The sequence below is a fragment of the Cloacibacterium sp. Arc13 genome (genome assembly GCF_041431305.1).
Lineage (GTDB): Bacteria > Bacteroidota > Bacteroidia > Flavobacteriales > Weeksellaceae > Cloacibacterium > Cloacibacterium caeni_B.
Genome location: NZ_JASMRM010000001.1, coordinates 153,440 through 169,506, shown reverse-complemented (window position 1 = coordinate 169,506; position 16,067 = coordinate 153,440). Strand labels below are relative to the sequence as shown.

The following is a 16,067-nucleotide window of genomic DNA, read 5'->3' as shown; positions in this document are numbered from 1 at the left end:
TTCCAACAACCATCAACCATTAACCATCAAATAAAAAATAATGAATATTTCAGATTTTAAAAATCCTTTTTTCATAGGAGTTGCAGGAGTTGGGATGAGTGCAATTGCTCAATACTTGCAGGGAATTGGCAAAAATGTATCGGGAAGCGATAGATATTTTCTTCCTGATGAATACAATAAAACCAAGGAACAGCTTGAAAATGAAGGAATAAAGTGTTTTCTACAAGACGGAAGTGGAATTACCAAAGAAACTGATTTGGTAGTAGTTTCTACTGCGATTGAAGACACCGTTTACGAAGTTAAAAAAGCCAAAGAACTTGGAATTCCAATTATTAAAAGAAGTCAACTTCTCGCGATGATTGCGAAAAGTAAAAAAACGGTTGCTGTTGCGGGAACTTCTGGAAAATCAACGACTTCGGCGATGTTATTTCAAATTTTGTTGGATGCAGGTTTAGAACCGTCCATTATTTCTGGAGCGGGTTTAACGAGCATTATCAAACAAGGAAAAATTGGCAATACTTACGTTGGGAAAGGAGATTGGCTCATTATAGAAGCTGATGAAAGCGATGGTTCGGTTGTTCAATACGAACCAGAAATTGGTTTGCTTTTGAATATTGATAAAGACCATCAAGAAATTGATGAATTGATAGAACTTTTCACCATTTTTAAAAATAATACTAAAAGTTTATATATTGTAAATCAATCGAATGCATTAGCTAAAACTTTGTCGGCGAATATAAATAACGATTTCGGTTTTGAAACTGAAGCTGGTTTTAATGCTAAAAACTTCAAACAAGAAGTTTTTAAATTAAGCTTTGAAATTGATAATCAATATTTTACAATGAATGCAATAGGACAGCATACTGTAGAAAATGCTACGGCTGCAGTTGCAGTTGCCAATCAAATTGGAGTTGATTTAAAAACTTGCGCCGAAACTTTATCAAAATATGAAGGAATTTATCGTCGTCATCAGATTTTAGGACAAAAAAATGGAGTTTGGGTGATTGATGATTATGCTCACAATCCTGCAAAATGTGCTGCAAGTATTAAGGCTTGTCAACCTTTGGCAGAGAAAGTGGTGGCTTGGTTTCAACCGCATGGTTATGGACCGACAAGATTTTTGAGAAATGATTTTGTAGAAGAAATCTCGAATACACTTCGTGAAAATGATGAAATCTGGATGAGTGAAATTTTTTACGCAGGCGGAACCGCTGTGAAAGATATTTCTGCGAATGATTTAATTGAAGACATAAAAGCGAAAGGCAAAAAAGCTTTTTTTGTAGAAGATAGAAATCAGTTTTTAGAAACGGTAAAGCCTTCATTATCAGAAAATTCGGTTTTATTGTTGATGGGAGCGAGAGATCCTAGCTTGGAGGAGTTTTGTAAAGATTTATATGAGAAATTGTAATTGGTCTAAGATTAAAATCTCAGACTTTAATTTCGTTCGTCGCTCTGCGAGTTTGTAGATTTAAGAGAGTTCCGGAGGAACGAACGATTTGTGAATCTATGAATTCATTCATAGATAAAAGAAATAAAATGAGCGGAATCCTATATTTTGTTCCAACACCGATTGGAAACCTAGAAGACATGACTTTCAGAGCGATAAAAGTACTGAAAGAAGTAGATTATATCCTTTGTGAAGATACCAGAACTTCGGGAATTTTGTTAAAGCACTACGAGATTTCTAAACCTCTAAAATCGTATCATCTTCATAATGAACATACTGCAACGGAAAAAGTAATTGCAGATTTAAAATCTGGACAAAACATTGCCATTATTACCGATGCAGGAACTCCCGGAATTTCAGATCCTGGATATTTGCTCGGAAAAGCTTGTGCAGATGAAGATTTGGAGATGATTTGTTTGCCAGGAGCAACTGCTTTTGTTCCAGCTTTGGTGGTTTCTGGCTTACCGAATCACGATTTTTATTTCGCAGGATTTTTACCTCAAAAAAAAGGTAGACAAACCAAACTGAAACAACTCGCCGAAGAGAAAAAAACCATCGTTTTATACGAAAGTCCACATAAAATTAATACCACTTTAGAACAGATTAAAGAATTTTTCGGGGAAAATACCAAAGTGAGTTTAAGCAGAGAAATCTCTAAAAAATTCGAGGAAACCAAGCGTGGAACCATTGATGAGCTCATTGCTTTTTCAAAAAGTAAAACACTGAAAGGCGAAATTGTATTGATTGTGAATAACACCATTTAATTCCCGCTGATTAGGCTGATTGTACAAATGAAATTGATTTTAAATTTAAAAATCTGCTTAATTTGCTAAATCTGCGAGAGAATATTATTAAAATGAAACCCACTGTAGAAGAACTTATTGCCAAAAATAAAAATTGGAAAGAAGAACTTACAAAACTTCGTTCCATTGTTTTGGATTGTGGTTTAACGGAGGAGGTAAAATGGTATCAACCGTGTTATTCTTTTAATGGAAGCAATCTCATTATTTTGGGGAGTTTCAAAGACTTTTGTACATTGAGTTTTTTCAAAGGAGTTTTGCTGAAAGACGAATATAAAATCTTAGAATTTGCAGGTCAAAACACTCAATCAGCAAAAATCATAAAGTTTACTAATCTACATCAAATCAATGAATTAGATTCTGTTTTGAAAGACTACATCAAAGAAATGATTGCCCTCGAAAAATCTGGCGCAAAAGTTACTTTCAAAACAATAGAAGAACAAAAATTACCCGAAGAATTAGAAGAAATTTTTAGCCAAGATAAAGATTTTGAAAAGGCATTTAAATCTTTAACTCCTGGTAGACAACGCGCATATTTACTGCATTTTTCTTCAGCAAAACAATCGGCGACTAGAATTTCAAGAATAGAAAAACTAAAGCCAAAAATATTTGAGGGAAAAGGTTTAAATGAATAGTCAATAACGCAATTTAAAGTCTTATCATTATGCAATAAATACAGAATGAATAAATTCTCTTACATTTGCAGAAATTCATATTGAAATATTAAACTTGATATAAAATGAAACTACTTGAAGGAAAGGTGGCTCTTATCACAGGAGGAACTCGCGGAATCGGAAAAGGAATTGTAGAAGTTTTTGCAGCACAAGGTGCGAAAGTGGCTTTTACTTATTCAGGTTCTGTAGAAAAAGCACAAGAATTAGAAAAATCATTAAGTTCTGTTACCCAAATCAAAGGTTACCAATCAGATGCTTCAGACCATGAAGCAGCTCAGAAATTGGTAGATGATGTAATGGCAGAATTTGGAAAAATCGATATTTTAATCAATAACGCAGGAATTACCAGAGATAATTTGATGCTCAGAATGTCAAAAGAAGATTGGGATACGATTATCAAAGTAAATCTAGATTCTGTTTTCAACTTGACCAAAGCGGTAATTAAACCCATGATGAAAGCAAGAAGCGGTTCTATTATTAACATGACTTCTGTAGTTGGGGTAAAAGGAAACGCAGGACAAGCGAATTATGCAGCTTCTAAAGCTGGGGTTATTGGTTTTACAAAATCTGTAGCTTTGGAATTGGGTTCTAGAAATATCAGATGTAATGCAATTGCGCCAGGATTTATAGAAACTGAAATGACTGCCGTTCTAGACGAGAAAACCGTACAAGGTTGGAGAGATGCTATTCCTTTAAAACGTGGCGGAACTCCAGAAGATGTAGCAAACGCTTGTGTATTCTTCGGAAGTGAAATGTCTGCTTATGTTACCGGTCAAGTCATGAATATAGATGGCGGAATGCTTACTTAATATATTGAAAATCAATAAACAAATACAAAAGACTTCTTCGGAAGTCTTTTCATTTTTAAAGCCTTAAAACGCAAAGCAAATTAGATTAAAACGATAAAAAGGAAGCAAAGATTGAATCAACAAGTTGATTTCCATAAGCTTTTACCATTCGCTAGCGAATGAACTTTGCTTTCTTAGAAACGATAGGATAGATGATATTCTTTGCGTTTAAAAAAATAAATAAAATGAAAGAAATAAATATTAACGGAACTGTTTACCAAAATCCACTTCTGGTTTTTGCTTTAGAAGTAGAAGCGCAAGAAGAGTTTAATGATTTTCAGAAAATTTTTACTGGAGTAGGGAAGATTAATGCAGCGTATCATCTTTTTAAAGGCATAGAAAAATACAATCCAGATATTATCATCAATCTGGGAACTGCTGGAAGCACAGCTTTTAATAAGGGAAATGTGGTGTGTTGTACGCAATTTATCCAAAGAGATATGGATGTGATGGCACTCGGTTTTCAAAAATTTGAAACGCCTTTTGCGAATGGAGAAATTATTCTAGAACACGGCATCGCTTTAGAAGATGTTCCGAATGGAATTTGCGGAAGCGGAGACCAATTCGAAATGGAACACAATAATACTGAATACAATGTTATAGAAATGGAAGCTTTTGCTTTGGCTAAAGTGTGCAAAGAAGAAAAATTACCATTTCTGTGTCTTAAATATATTTCTGATGGTGCAGATGGAAACGCAGTAGATGATTGGAGTACTGAAGTAAAAAGAGCAGCGCAAAAACTCAGAGAAACCCTTCTAAAATAGAAAATCCTCGAGTAATTCGAGGATTAAGCCATTATAATTCAAAGAATTATATTTTATTGGAGCACTTGTGTTTTCGGGTGCAAATATAAAAAGAATATTTTTTATCTCCAAAAAAAATGATTAGAAATCCTTTGATTAACAGTCATTTAGATAATAATTACCATTTCGTAATTCGCTGCAAATAAAATAATTGTATTAGCGCGAATAAAAAGTTTTTTTATCTAAGCTATTCGTTTCCAAAGACTTCGTTATGCTGTTCTTGCACTCTGATAAAGGTAGTTCTTTTCGATAATTCCTTGAGTTGAGAAGCACCAACATACGTACAAGTAGAGCGTACTCCGCCTAAAATATCTTTCACCGTTTCCGCAACTGGTCCTTTGTATTTTACCTTTACAGTTTTCCCTTCAGAAGCACGATATTCTGCAACGCCACCACTGTGTTTTTCCATGGCGGTTTTAGAACTCATTCCGTAGAACAATCTGAATTTTTTGCCGTTTTCTTCTACCATTTCACCGCCACTTTCGTCGTGACCAGCAAACATTCCGCCCAGCATTACGAAATCTGCACCTCCACCAAAAGCTTTGGCTACATCTCCCGGAACTTTGCAACCACCATCACCGATGATATGTCCACCCAAACCATGCGCTGCATCTGCACATTCTATAATCGCCGAAAGTTGAGGATAACCCACTCCTGTTTTCACTCGGGTAGTACACACAGAACCAGGGCCAATTCCTACTTTTATAATATCAGCACCGGCTAAAATGAGTTCTTCTACCATTTCGCCAGTCACCACATTTCCTGCGATGATGGTTTTATCTGGAAAATCTGCGCGAATTTTTTTCACAAAATTCACAAAATGTTCAGAATAACCATTGGCTACATCGATGCAGATGAAATTTATCTTTGGGAATTTACTGATGATTTCTTTAATTTTTTCTTCGTCACTGCTTCCAGTTCCAGAGCTGATGGCGATATATTGGTAAATGCTTTCTGGAGAATTTTCTAGAAATGCCGACCATTCTTCTAGCGTGTAATGCTTATGAATGGCGGTAATGATTTTTTCTTCTGCAAGAGCCGTTGCCATTTCAAAAGTTCCTACCGTATCCATATTGGCAGCGATAATGGGAACACCACGCCAAGTTTTTTTAGAATTTCTAAAGATAAATTCCCTTTCCAGAGTTACTTGTGAACGAGATTTAAGAGTAGAACGTTTTGGGCGAAACATCACGTCTTTGAAGCCCAATTTTATATCATATTCTATGCGCATTTGGTAAAATTATTTTGTTAAAAATAAGGAATTTTTGGATTTGTTGAGCAGAAAAATTCGACAAATGTATAATTCAAAATGATTTAGAAAGCAGTGCAATTCTCTAGAGTTTCATTTGGGTGAAAGTTGACTCAAGTTTTACGTTTGTTCGTGGTTTGTTCGTAATTTAGGGTACTTTTCCGAGGCTGATTCGAAGGAAACACGAAGAAACCACGAACAAACCCCAAGCAAAACTCCTATTTGACTGCTAGAAAACTCAAAGGATAGCCCATAAAAAAAATCCGCTTTTTTGCGGATTTTAGGTTTTTTATTTTTGAAAAATTAGAGTTGTGCAAAAGTTACCTTTTATCAATAGTGGCTGCTTAGTGTTTTTTGACTTTGTGCGCTTGGAAAAATACAAATGTGTAGGATTAGTCTTTCACAGCAAAACGTATTTTGTAAAGATGTAATAATGATGCTTTAATTGCGTCATAATGTTCGGCTATCCCAAAAATTTCCAAAAGTACTTTTTCAAAATTTATTCTGTCTGCTTGTTCAATTTCTTGTTCTAATGGCAATCTGTTTCTTTGAGAAATTGGCTGAAAAGCGTCTGTAATTGCTTGTTTTTGTCCGTCAGATAAGGACTGAAAATCTAAAATTTTAAAATCCCGTTCAAATTTTGTTGCTCTTAAATCAAGTGCACCTAATCCTCTTCCAAAGCCAAAACTTTCTATAAAGAACATACTCAAAATACTATTCAACAATGCAAGTAATAATACTCTGTCTTCGGTTTGAAATTCAGGTTTTAATGAAAGTCCAATCATTCTTTGGTCTATGAATGAACGATTATTGAAAGTTGCGATGAAAAGGCTTTTGTCATAGTTCACATTTGCAACAAAATCTGCCATATTTTCGGTTTTCATTTCATACCAAAACATATTGGCTTTTCGTAATGATTGAGTAAGAGGAATACCCGTTTCGTTGTTTTGATTTTCAAAACTTTTTATCCATTCCAAAGCTCCTGTATGGTTGAGTTGTTCTAATTCCTCTATGCTTTTAGAACAGCAAAATGCTTCCGCATCGGCAGTACAATAAAGACCTGCTGTTCCTCTTAGATTTTTTAAAACAGGTTTGATGTATTCCGCTTCAATATTGTGTCCCGAAGCTGGATAAAATAATGGGTTCCACCCTCGTCTTTCTCCACGAGTGAAATTAAAAACCTGATTGCAATCGATTAGTTTTTCTGAAATATCTGCAATCCAACTTAGGTTTGCAAAGTATCCACACCAAGGAATACCAAAGGTTTCTAAATTAGTTATTTCGTAAGTCGAATAATTTTGAATAGTAACAATATCATTTGTTGTACCCAATAAAATATTTTCGCTCAGTTGTTTAATGTCGGGAATTGCATCAATACTTTCTTTTAAAGTACAAAATGAAATTATTCTGTTTACATCAGGTTCAGTGTTTGGATTTCGTTTTTTTGCTATCAAAAATGTAGTTACTACATCTGCATTATCAAACCATTTTCCTTTTCCTGAAATAACGACAGTTTCAATGTCATAGAATTTTTGAATTAACGCTAAAAAAATCTCCCCGTAATCAGTTCCCAACCAAGCGTTAGAAAGAATTAGCCCAATTTTTCCATTTTCTGAAAGCAGTTTATGCAAGTAAAACGGAATATAAGCGAAAATATCACTTTTACCACTTAATGTAATTGTAGTGTCTGCTTCTTCGTGAATGAAATTGTTTATTTCCGTGATATTTGGATTTAATACTTCAATTTCTTTACTCTTTATGAACGGCAAATTTGAAACAACATAATTCACCGTTGGAAACTGTTTAATAACATCATTGCCATTGTTTGGGTCTTTAAATGTAATGTCTTTCCCTATCTCTAAATCAATTACATCTTCTCTGAAAATGTTTAATACTTTCCCAATATTGTTGGGCTTAGCCAAAGTCATTGTAGATAATTGAATAGGAAATGAATGTTTATCCGATGCCCAAATGCTGTTTATTGTAGCATCTTGATTTATGTCATATTCTTCTTTGAGTGCGTATGCTTGGTTAATTATTGTTCCTGTACCACAACAAGGGTCAATAACCGTTCCCTCTTTGTTTTCTATTGTTAGTCTTACTAATAAATCAGCTAATTTTTGAGGTGTGGCAAACTGTCCTGCAACTTTTCTCTTTGCTGAAACAATAGACGATTGAAGTAGATTATGCAGAATTTCTATTTCAATTTCCGATATATTGATTGAGCAAAGAAATTGATTTAATTGAATAATCTGCTTCCAAGCCGAAGTTGAAATGTTGCTAATAGCAAGGTTGTCACTGAAAATGTTCCAAAAATTGCAATGCTCAGATATAGATGCTATGATTTGTTTTGCTTCTTCAACAGATGTTTCGCTGTTTATAGTTTCTATTATTCTTGCTTCATTGAAATGTCTTTTCAGAACATTCGCAAAAATGATTTTAAATACCCAATCCGTCAAAATTACTTTTGCAAGAGTTGGAAGTTTGTTAGGTGCGTCCTTTGCTGATGTTGGATTAAAGCCATATTCAGTTGCAGAAGATAGCCACCAATTATTTATTTGTGCATCAAGTCTTGAATTTCTGCGTGTATTGTTTTTAAGTGTATCAACTGTTGATGGAATATTTTCTAAAATAACATCAATGGTAGCATCAACAGACAGAATTTCGACTAATACGCTGTCAGAAATATCGCCTGTTTCAAAATAACTGTTTAAATCTGTAAGTATTGTTTGAAGTAATGATTTCCAAAGATCTTCTTTGGGTTTTACTTCTGTTCTGTTATTGATTTCAATATCATTCCAAGTTTTCAAAATTGAAAATGTATTGCCTTGCTTTGAATAAAGAACAGCACTTTTTACATTCCACAATATAAAACTATCTCGTTGTAAAATCTGAGCCTTTTTAATTGCATTACTAATTAGTTCTGCATCATTGATTGGCGTGTCGGGCATTTTTAATTCCCAACCTTGTAGTATAATATCTTTTGTATGGTCTTTGAATATCAATACATCTGGGAAAAGGCTTGACTTTTCATTGCTGATAGTACTTTCTCCCCCTGCACTTTTAAAGTGCCAACTTTTGTTCGCAAGATAAAGATTGATTTCGCTGATTACATCAATCGCCCAACTTCTTTCATTATATCTAATTTTTGCCATTTTATATATTGTAATTCAAAGTGTGATATTCTGCAATTGGTTCTTTGAACAATCTCAATGTAGATTCTTCAATTTCTTTTCTTTTTAATGTTTCCTTAATTCGGTCTGTACAAACTTTGATATAATCGGTTGGCTCTACTTTGTGTAATAGTACATCTTCGTTTTTTTCAATTCCGATAAAATTTCTGTTTTCCAAAATTGCAGATAGCAAAAAACTACCACTACCACAAGCATTGTCCAAAACAATGTCGCCTGGATTTGTGAAAGTCTTAACTAAATATCTTCCTAGTTCAATTGGTTTTTGAGTTGGATGATAAACAGTTCCCTCAGATTCTGCTGTTTTGATGTACACAAAATCGTCAACATTTTGTTCTTCAAAAAACACAATATCATTAGGATAACGCTCTCCATTACTTTTAACGTGTTTGGGTTTGAAATCTCCGTAACTTCCTGTATATTGATCTTTTCTAATGCCTTTATCGTATGGTTCGCCTACTGTCATTTGAGGATTGTATGTTGGTTGTTTCTTGTAAAAAATACAGATGTCCTCATGTTTGCGTAGCGGTTGTTTTTTAGCATTTAAAAAGTTTGTTGATTTTGATTTTATCCAAGTAATTTTATACTTAAATAATTTCTCGTTGCTTAAAATCAATTTTGCAGTAAAAATTCCTTGGGAAGTCAAAACTATTGCACCATTATCTTTGATTATTCTCTCATATTCAGCCCAAAGTTTCTGTAAATCAATTACAGAGTCCCATTTGTTTTGCGTTGTACCATAAGGTAAATCACAAAGTATCATATCTATGGATTTATTAGGAATTGATTGCATTACTTCCAAACAATCACCTTGAACTACTTTGTTTACAAAGTCGTTAATTTTTCTTTTTTGTTTGTGTTCATTAAGGGATAATACAAAATCATTTGTTTGTCCGTTTGAACTTGTTCCGTATTTTATTTTATCTTCTGCTATCTGCATTGCTTGCAATGCAAAATCTTCGTCTTTTACTTCATAAAGAAGTTTGTCGCTAAGCCACTGAACGATAATCTCATTTTTTTCAGTTTTATAATATTTGCAAAGTTGGTTTACTTGCTCTCTTGTAGGCAAGCGTTTACCATTTTCTATTCGACTAAGAACAGCTTTACTTATCCCTGTCCTTTTGGTTATGTCTTCCAAAAGTAAGTTGCGTTCTTCTCTTATTTTTTTAAAAGTAGTTCCAATTGTCTGCATAATTAATTAATTTGCCAAATTTTGGCAAATTTAATCATTGATTTTCAATAGTCAAAGTTTAAGTATAATTTCTTTCTATTTTTTCGACCGATGATATTTCATATAGGAGTATTCAAAACCTCTCCCAACTCCTGCAAATATTCGTGCGCTGTAAGATCAAATTTCACGGGAACTACAGAGATATAGCCATCGGCAAGTGCGTTTTCATCGGCATCTTTTCCTTCGTCTTGGTTGTTAAAATAACCTGTGAGCCAATAGTATTTTTTGCCATGAGGATTTACACGTTCGTCAAAGCTTTCTTCCCATTTTGCTTGGGCTTGTCTGCAAACTTTAATGCCTTTTATTTCTTCTTTTTTCAGTTTCGGGATGTTCACATTCAGCACAATTCCTTTTGGCAAAGGATTTTCTAAAACTTTTTTTACAATGTTTTGAATATAGTCTTTGCATTGTGAGAAATCTGCATCCCACGCAAAATCCAGCAGAGAAAATCCTATAGACTGTAAACCTTCTACACCTGCTTCTACTGCGGCAGACATGGTACCAGAATAAATGACATTAATCGAAGAATTGGCACCGTGATTAATTCCCGAAACCACTAAATCTGGTTTTCTGGTCAAGACTTTATCTAGAGCAAATTTTACACAATCTACAGGAGTTCCGCTCAGTGAATAATCACGCTGAGGTCCTTCTAAATTGATTTCTTCGAAAGTAAGGGTAGAATTGATGGTAATAGCATGTCCTTTTCCAGATTGTGGAGAATTGGGTGCTACAACCACAACTTCGCCTATTTCGTTCATAAAGTTTACCAGATTTCTAATTCCTGGTGCGGTAATTCCGTCATCATTGGTAACTAATATCAAAGGTTTTTTCATTCTAAAAATTATTTTTATTGATTTTTGTAGTTTCGCAAACTTTTTTGGGGATTGATTATCAATTTAATTAGTGCGATTTTCTTCTTAAAATTAGATTTCAGACAAAATTAATTTATTAAAAACAGATTTTTACTATAAAATGGTAAGATTATTGCTTTTTTAATCCGATTAATTTTTTCGTAATTTTTGAAGAATATTTTGTTTGTCATACAAAACACAGGCCTAATTGTTTTCTGAAGTGCGAAAACACAGTTTTCAGAATAAAAACGAAAGTTTTTTCGTTTAATGATTGTATTTATAAATTTTAAATATAATGAATAATGAAATTTTGGTTACAAAAATAAATCAAAATTAATATTAATTTGCGCCCTTGTTTATTAACAAAAATTGAAAGGATATTTAATACCGAAGAATATGAACTATTTTAAACTACTTTTAGTCTTTACTTTTCTTATACCAATTGTAGCTTTTTCTCAGATTAAAGAGAAAAATATTGATGCAGTAGTTATAAAATCTTCAAAAAAGAAATTGAAGAAAAAAGACAATCCTGCATACGAAATCTTGCAACAAGTGTGGAAACACAAGAAAAACAATGGTCTTTCTCAGTTTCAAGACTATCAGTATAATGAGTACGAAAAAATACAGGTAGATGTTATTAATTTAGACAGTACTTTTACGCAAAAGAAAATTTTCAACAAAGTAGATTTTATTTTTAAATATGCGGATACTGTTGATAATAAATTGTCTTTACCTATTTATTTTAATGAAACGGTCTATAAAAATTGGGGTAAAAAAGAACCTGTAAAAAAAGAGAAAAAAGAAGTTTTAGCCAATAAAGCTTCAGGATTTTCTAGTAACGAAGTAGTCGCCAATACTGCTAAAAACCTTTATAAAGACATTAATATTTATGATAATATTCTGAATTTCTTTAACATAGGCTTTACAAGTCCTGTTGCGAAGGATGGTTTTATGAGTTATGATTATGAACTTTTATCAGACCAAAATTACAATAGTGTAGATTGTTATAGAATAAAATATACTCCAAAAAGAAAAGATGTTTTGTCTATTTATGGGATGTTGTATATTTCTAAAGAAAATTATGTGGTTGTAAGAGCTACTTTGAAATCTAGCAAAAACCTAAACGTAAATTTTGTGAACAATTTTTATAATGAGTTGGATTTTGATAACCCAAATGATAGTATTTTCTTGCCAAAGAAAAATTATCAGGAAATACAAATGTCTATCTTAAGTAAAAAAGACAAGTCTAAAAGCTTGGTAATCAAAAAGAATACTACTTTTTCTGATTATTTATTCAATCAAAATTTAAAAGATGAGGTATTTGAACAGAAAACGGAATTTCTAAGCGATGAACAGTTGCAAAAAGACGAAAATTTTTGGGAAGAAAACAGAAAAACACCACTTTCTGAATCAGAAAAGAACATTTATGTAATGATGGATGAGCTTAATAATGTTCCGAAATTTAAAAGAGCTGTAAAGCTTTATGAAACGCTTGCATCTGGCTATTACAACGTTGGGAACGCTATTGATATTGGCGATTTGTATTCTACCATTGGTTTTAATGATGTTGAAGGCTTTAGGGTGAGGGTTGGCGCAAGAACCTTTTTTTCGCCAAATGATATGTGGAGGGCTGCATTTTATACCGCCTACGGATTTAAAGACGGGCAGATAAAATACGGGTTCGAGGCCAGAAAAATGTTCAACCGAGATAATAGATTTACCATAGGAATTGGCACCAGAAGAGATGTAATGCAATTAGGCGCGCAACTTACTACAGATGAGGGAATTATGACGCGTTCTTTTGCCTCTTCAGGAGTTCTTAATTCAGGGAATAATTTTAATTTAAGTTCTGTAAATCAGACCAGTGCATTTGCAGCTATAGACCCTTTTAAAAATTTTACGGTAAGATTAGACGCAACATATCAAACCATAAAATCTGCCAATCCGACTAAATTTTCGCTGGATTTTTATCAAAATAACCAACTTTTTTCAGAACTTAAAGATAGTAAACTAGCACTGAGCATTACCGCAAGACCTGGCGCAAAATTCTCACAATATGGTGTAGATCGTTACGAACATAGTACTTTGGCGCCAACATTTGTTTTGAAATATACCAGAGGTTTAGAAGGCGTTTTCAATGCAGATTTTAATTACAATAAATTGCAGTTTTACTATTATCAGCCATTTTTATTGAAGAGTTTCGGAAGATTAATTCTGAATGTAGAAGCGGGTAAAAACTTCAATACGGTTCCTTTGGCTTTGCAAAATGTAATCCCAGGCAATCAATCTTACGGGCTTACGCCCAACACGTTTTCATTACTCAATTATTATGAATTTGTTACGGATGAGTACCTTAGTTTTCAGGCCGAACATCATTTTAATGGAAAATTACTTTCTTATATTCCCTTAATTAAAAAACTGAAATTGAGAGAAGTAGCATTTTACAGAACCGCAATCGGTAGTTTAAGCGATGCGTCTAAAAATATTAATTCTACCAATATCTTGCTTTCTGCGCCACATCAAAAACCTTATTACGAGTATGGCTTTGGGATTGAAAATATTGGTTTCGGGAACATCAGAATGCTGAGAATAGATTTCAATTGGAGAGGCAATTATTTAGAAAATCCAGGTGCACAAAAATTTGGGATTAAATTCGGATTACAGTATAATTATTAAGAAAAATACATTCTTGTTTCTGTAAATTTTTAAAATCGAAGAAAAAAATCAAAAAAATATATCATATTTTTAAATAAGACATTAAATTTGAGCTTTATTTAAAAATGTATTCTGTAACAAAGCAATAGTTAACCCAACTTATTGTAAATAATTTTATTAAAAAATATGTTCAAAAATTTCAAACTCAATAAATTATTATTTTTCGCACCGTTAATCACGCTCATGTTCTGTTTTAATGCACCGCAGAATGATGACGAGAAGATGCAAACGATTATGATAAGTGTAAAAAATACGCTTTCTTATCTGCATTATTCGCCTAAGCCGATTAATGATGCTTATTCTGCTGATGTTTATGACAAATACATGGAGATGATAGACCCAGGAAAAAGATTTTTCTTGCAGTCAGAAGTAGATGAATTCAGCAAACACAGAACTAAATTAGACGATTATCTGAACAGAGGCGATTTAACTTTTTATAAACTAACAGTTGATAAATTGTACGACAGAACCGCAGAAATCGAAAAATATTCTCAGGAAATCTTGAGCAAACCCATTAATTTTGAAGAAAATGATGAATTAATTCTGGAACCAAAACTGAAGAAATATCCTCAGAATCAAGAAGAATTAAAAAACGAGTGGAAAAAATTCATCAAGTACAATATTCTTCAAGAAATAGAAACGCTGAATGCAAAAGAAGAAACGCAACGTGAGAAAAAAGACAGTGTAAACCGTCTGAAACTGAAAGATACCATCAAGTTAGAAATTCTTACACCAGCGCAGAAACAAGTAAAAGCTACTGAAGAAGTAAAAGATCTGATGACTTCTATGTTTAAGAGATTCCAAAAACGTAAAAAAATGGATTGGTTCTCTGTTTACATGAACGCTTACACAGAAGTTTTTGATCCGCATACCAATTATTTTTCACCTCAAGACAAAGAAGATTTTGATGTTAATTTCAAAGGAAAAGTAATCGGTATTGGTGCTACAATTCAGGAAAGTAAAGGCAAAATAAAAATCGGAACATTGGTAGTTGGCGCTCCAGCTTGGAAATCGAAACAGATTTCAGAAGGCGACGAAATTCTAAAAGTGAAGTCTAAAAAAGATGAAGAACCCATTAACGTTACAGGAATGTTGGTAGATGAAGCCGTGCGTTTTATCCGTGGCGAAAAAGGAACAGAAGTAGTTCTTACGCTTAAGAAAAAAGACGGAACCATCAAAGAAGTGAAAATGATTCGTGAAGAAGTAGCGATAGAAGACACTTTTGCGAGAAGTATCATCATCAATGGAGCGAATGGTAAAAAATATGGATTCATCAATTTGCCAAGTTTCAATGCAGATTTTGAAGATGCTAAAGGAAGAAATGCTTCAGACGACATAAAAGCAGAACTCATTAAACTAAAAGCACAAAATGTAGAAGGAATTATCCTTGATTTAAGAAATAACGGAGGCGGTTCTCTTACCGAAGTGGTAGATATTATGGGACTTTTCATGAATAACGGACCAGTTGTTCAGGTAAAAGACGGAAACGGTAGAGTTCAGGTGATGAGAAACAAACAAAATGACCCAATTTGGACTGGGCCTTTGGTAATCATGCAAAACGAACTTTCGGCTTCGGCTTCTGAAATTTTAGCTGGTGCGATGAAAGATTACGGAAGAGCGGTTATTGTAGGTTCTCCTAATTCTTTCGGAAAAGGAACAGTGCAGACTTTCGTAGAACTGAATAGATTTTTAAACAGTACGGATGATTTCGGCTCACTGAAATTAACCATTCAGAAATTCTACAGAATCAACGGAAAATCTACCCAATTAAAAGGTGTAGAGTCTGATATCCCAATGAAAGATGTATTCTCTTATGAAGAAATAGGCGAAAGATTTGATAATTATGCTTTACCTTGGGATCAAGTAAATTCTAGTAGTTTTACGGTTAACAACACAATAAATGTTGCAGAGTTGGCGAGAAACAGTCAGTCAAGAATGACTCAGAATAAATTTTATCAATTATTGCTAGAATCTGCACAATGGAGAGAAAAACTAGACAAAGAAGAAAAGATTTCTCTTAATCTAAAAGAATTTGAAGTAGTAATGAAAACCAGAAAAGCACAGATTGATAAATTTAAACCACTGATTAAATACAATAACGGATTAAACTTTGCCCTTCATGCAGACGAAGTTACCAGAGGAAAAACTGATGAGGTTTTTGCTAAAAAATCTGAAAACTGGATGAAAAATTTGAAAAGAGATATTTACCTGCAAGAAACCGTAAATATTATCTCTGAACTAAAATAAACATCTTTGAT

The 16,067-nt window shown here is 33.3% G+C and carries 11 protein-coding genes; 7 read left to right on the top strand and 4 right to left on the bottom strand.

The features are described 5' to 3' along the window. The first annotated feature begins 40 nt into the window (after nt 1–40). The 5 genes from murC (at nt 41) to QO190_RS00800 (ending at nt 4,533) form a co-directional block, all read left to right on the top strand. On the top strand, nt 41–1,408 hold the full coding sequence (murC, locus tag QO190_RS00820; RefSeq protein ID WP_371460799.1) for a UDP-N-acetylmuramate--L-alanine ligase: 1,368 nt from the start codon (nt 41–43) through the stop codon (nt 1,406–1,408). Nucleotides 1,409–1,536: 128 nt separating this feature from the next. Then, nucleotides 1,537–2,211, top strand: a complete 675-nt coding sequence (rsmI, locus tag QO190_RS00815) for a 16S rRNA (cytidine(1402)-2'-O)-methyltransferase (RefSeq protein ID WP_371460798.1) — start codon at nt 1,537–1,539, stop codon at nt 2,209–2,211. 92 nt (nt 2,212–2,303) lie between these two features. Beyond that, nucleotides 2,304–2,882, top strand: a complete 579-nt coding sequence (locus QO190_RS00810) for a YdeI family protein (RefSeq protein WP_371460797.1) — start codon at nt 2,304–2,306, stop codon at nt 2,880–2,882. Between the two features lie 104 nt (nt 2,883–2,986). After that, on the top strand, nt 2,987–3,730 hold the full coding sequence (fabG, locus tag QO190_RS00805) for a 3-oxoacyl-[acyl-carrier-protein] reductase (RefSeq protein ID WP_371460796.1): 744 nt from the start codon (nt 2,987–2,989) through the stop codon (nt 3,728–3,730). 224 nt (nt 3,731–3,954) lie between these two features. Then, nucleotides 3,955–4,533, top strand: a complete 579-nt coding sequence (locus tag QO190_RS00800) for a nucleosidase (RefSeq protein WP_371460794.1) — start codon at nt 3,955–3,957, stop codon at nt 4,531–4,533. 226 nt (nt 4,534–4,759) lie between these two features. Here the strand turns inward: QO190_RS00800 and guaC are convergent, their stop codons facing one another. The 4 genes from guaC to surE all read right to left on the bottom strand — a co-directional run bounded on the left by guaC (nt 4,760) and on the right by surE (nt 11,076). Then, a complete protein-coding gene (guaC, locus tag QO190_RS00795) occupies nt 4,760–5,803 on the bottom strand; it encodes a GMP reductase (protein ID WP_371460793.1) in 1,044 nt (347 codons plus the stop codon). Nucleotides 5,804–6,213: 410 nt separating this feature from the next. Continuing rightward, the gene (locus tag QO190_RS00790) at nt 6,214–8,976 is read right to left on the bottom strand and encodes a class I SAM-dependent DNA methyltransferase (protein WP_371460792.1); all 2,763 of its coding nucleotides are present in this window, start codon (nt 8,974–8,976) and stop codon (nt 6,214–6,216) included. 1 nt (nt 8,977) lies between these two features. Further along, on the bottom strand, nt 8,978–10,204 hold the full coding sequence (locus QO190_RS00785; RefSeq protein ID WP_371460791.1) for a DNA methyltransferase: 1,227 nt from the start codon (nt 10,202–10,204) through the stop codon (nt 8,978–8,980). A 98-nt stretch (nt 10,205–10,302) separates the two neighbouring features. Continuing rightward, nucleotides 10,303–11,076, bottom strand: a complete 774-nt coding sequence (gene surE, locus QO190_RS00780; protein ID WP_213197163.1) for a 5'/3'-nucleotidase SurE — start codon at nt 11,074–11,076, stop codon at nt 10,303–10,305. Between the two features lie 414 nt (nt 11,077–11,490). On the opposite strand from surE, the gene QO190_RS00775 reads away from it, so the two are divergent. Together QO190_RS00775 and QO190_RS00770 are read left to right on the top strand one after the other, a co-directional pair. Beyond that, the gene (locus QO190_RS00775) at nt 11,491–13,770 is read left to right on the top strand and encodes a DUF5686 family protein (RefSeq protein WP_371460790.1); all 2,280 of its coding nucleotides are present in this window, start codon (nt 11,491–11,493) and stop codon (nt 13,768–13,770) included. Nucleotides 13,771–13,935: 165 nt separating this feature from the next. Further along, the gene (locus tag QO190_RS00770) at nt 13,936–16,056 is read left to right on the top strand and encodes a carboxy terminal-processing peptidase (protein ID WP_371460789.1); all 2,121 of its coding nucleotides are present in this window, start codon (nt 13,936–13,938) and stop codon (nt 16,054–16,056) included. Nucleotides 16,057–16,067: the final 11 nt, after the last annotated feature.

Coding starts and splice junctions, on each gene's coding strand:
- murC (WP_371460799.1), top strand. CDS start 41: ATGAATATTTCAGATTTTAAAAATCCTTTTTTCATAGGAGTTGCAGGA.
- rsmI (WP_371460798.1), top strand. CDS start 1,537: ATGAGCGGAATCCTATATTTTGTTCCAACACCGATTGGAAACCTAGAA.
- QO190_RS00810 (WP_371460797.1), top strand. CDS start 2,304: ATGAAACCCACTGTAGAAGAACTTATTGCCAAAAATAAAAATTGGAAA.
- fabG (WP_371460796.1), top strand. CDS start 2,987: ATGAAACTACTTGAAGGAAAGGTGGCTCTTATCACAGGAGGAACTCGC.
- QO190_RS00800 (WP_371460794.1), top strand. CDS start 3,955: ATGAAAGAAATAAATATTAACGGAACTGTTTACCAAAATCCACTTCTG.
- guaC (WP_371460793.1), bottom strand. CDS start 5,803: ATGCGCATAGAATATGATATAAAATTGGGCTTCAAAGACGTGATGTTT.
- QO190_RS00790 (WP_371460792.1), bottom strand. CDS start 8,976: ATGGCAAAAATTAGATATAATGAAAGAAGTTGGGCGATTGATGTAATC.
- QO190_RS00785 (WP_371460791.1), bottom strand. CDS start 10,204: ATGCAGACAATTGGAACTACTTTTAAAAAAATAAGAGAAGAACGCAAC.
- surE (WP_213197163.1), bottom strand. CDS start 11,076: ATGAAAAAACCTTTGATATTAGTTACCAATGATGACGGAATTACCGCA.
- QO190_RS00775 (WP_371460790.1), top strand. CDS start 11,491: ATGAACTATTTTAAACTACTTTTAGTCTTTACTTTTCTTATACCAATT.
- QO190_RS00770 (WP_371460789.1), top strand. CDS start 13,936: ATGTTCAAAAATTTCAAACTCAATAAATTATTATTTTTCGCACCGTTA.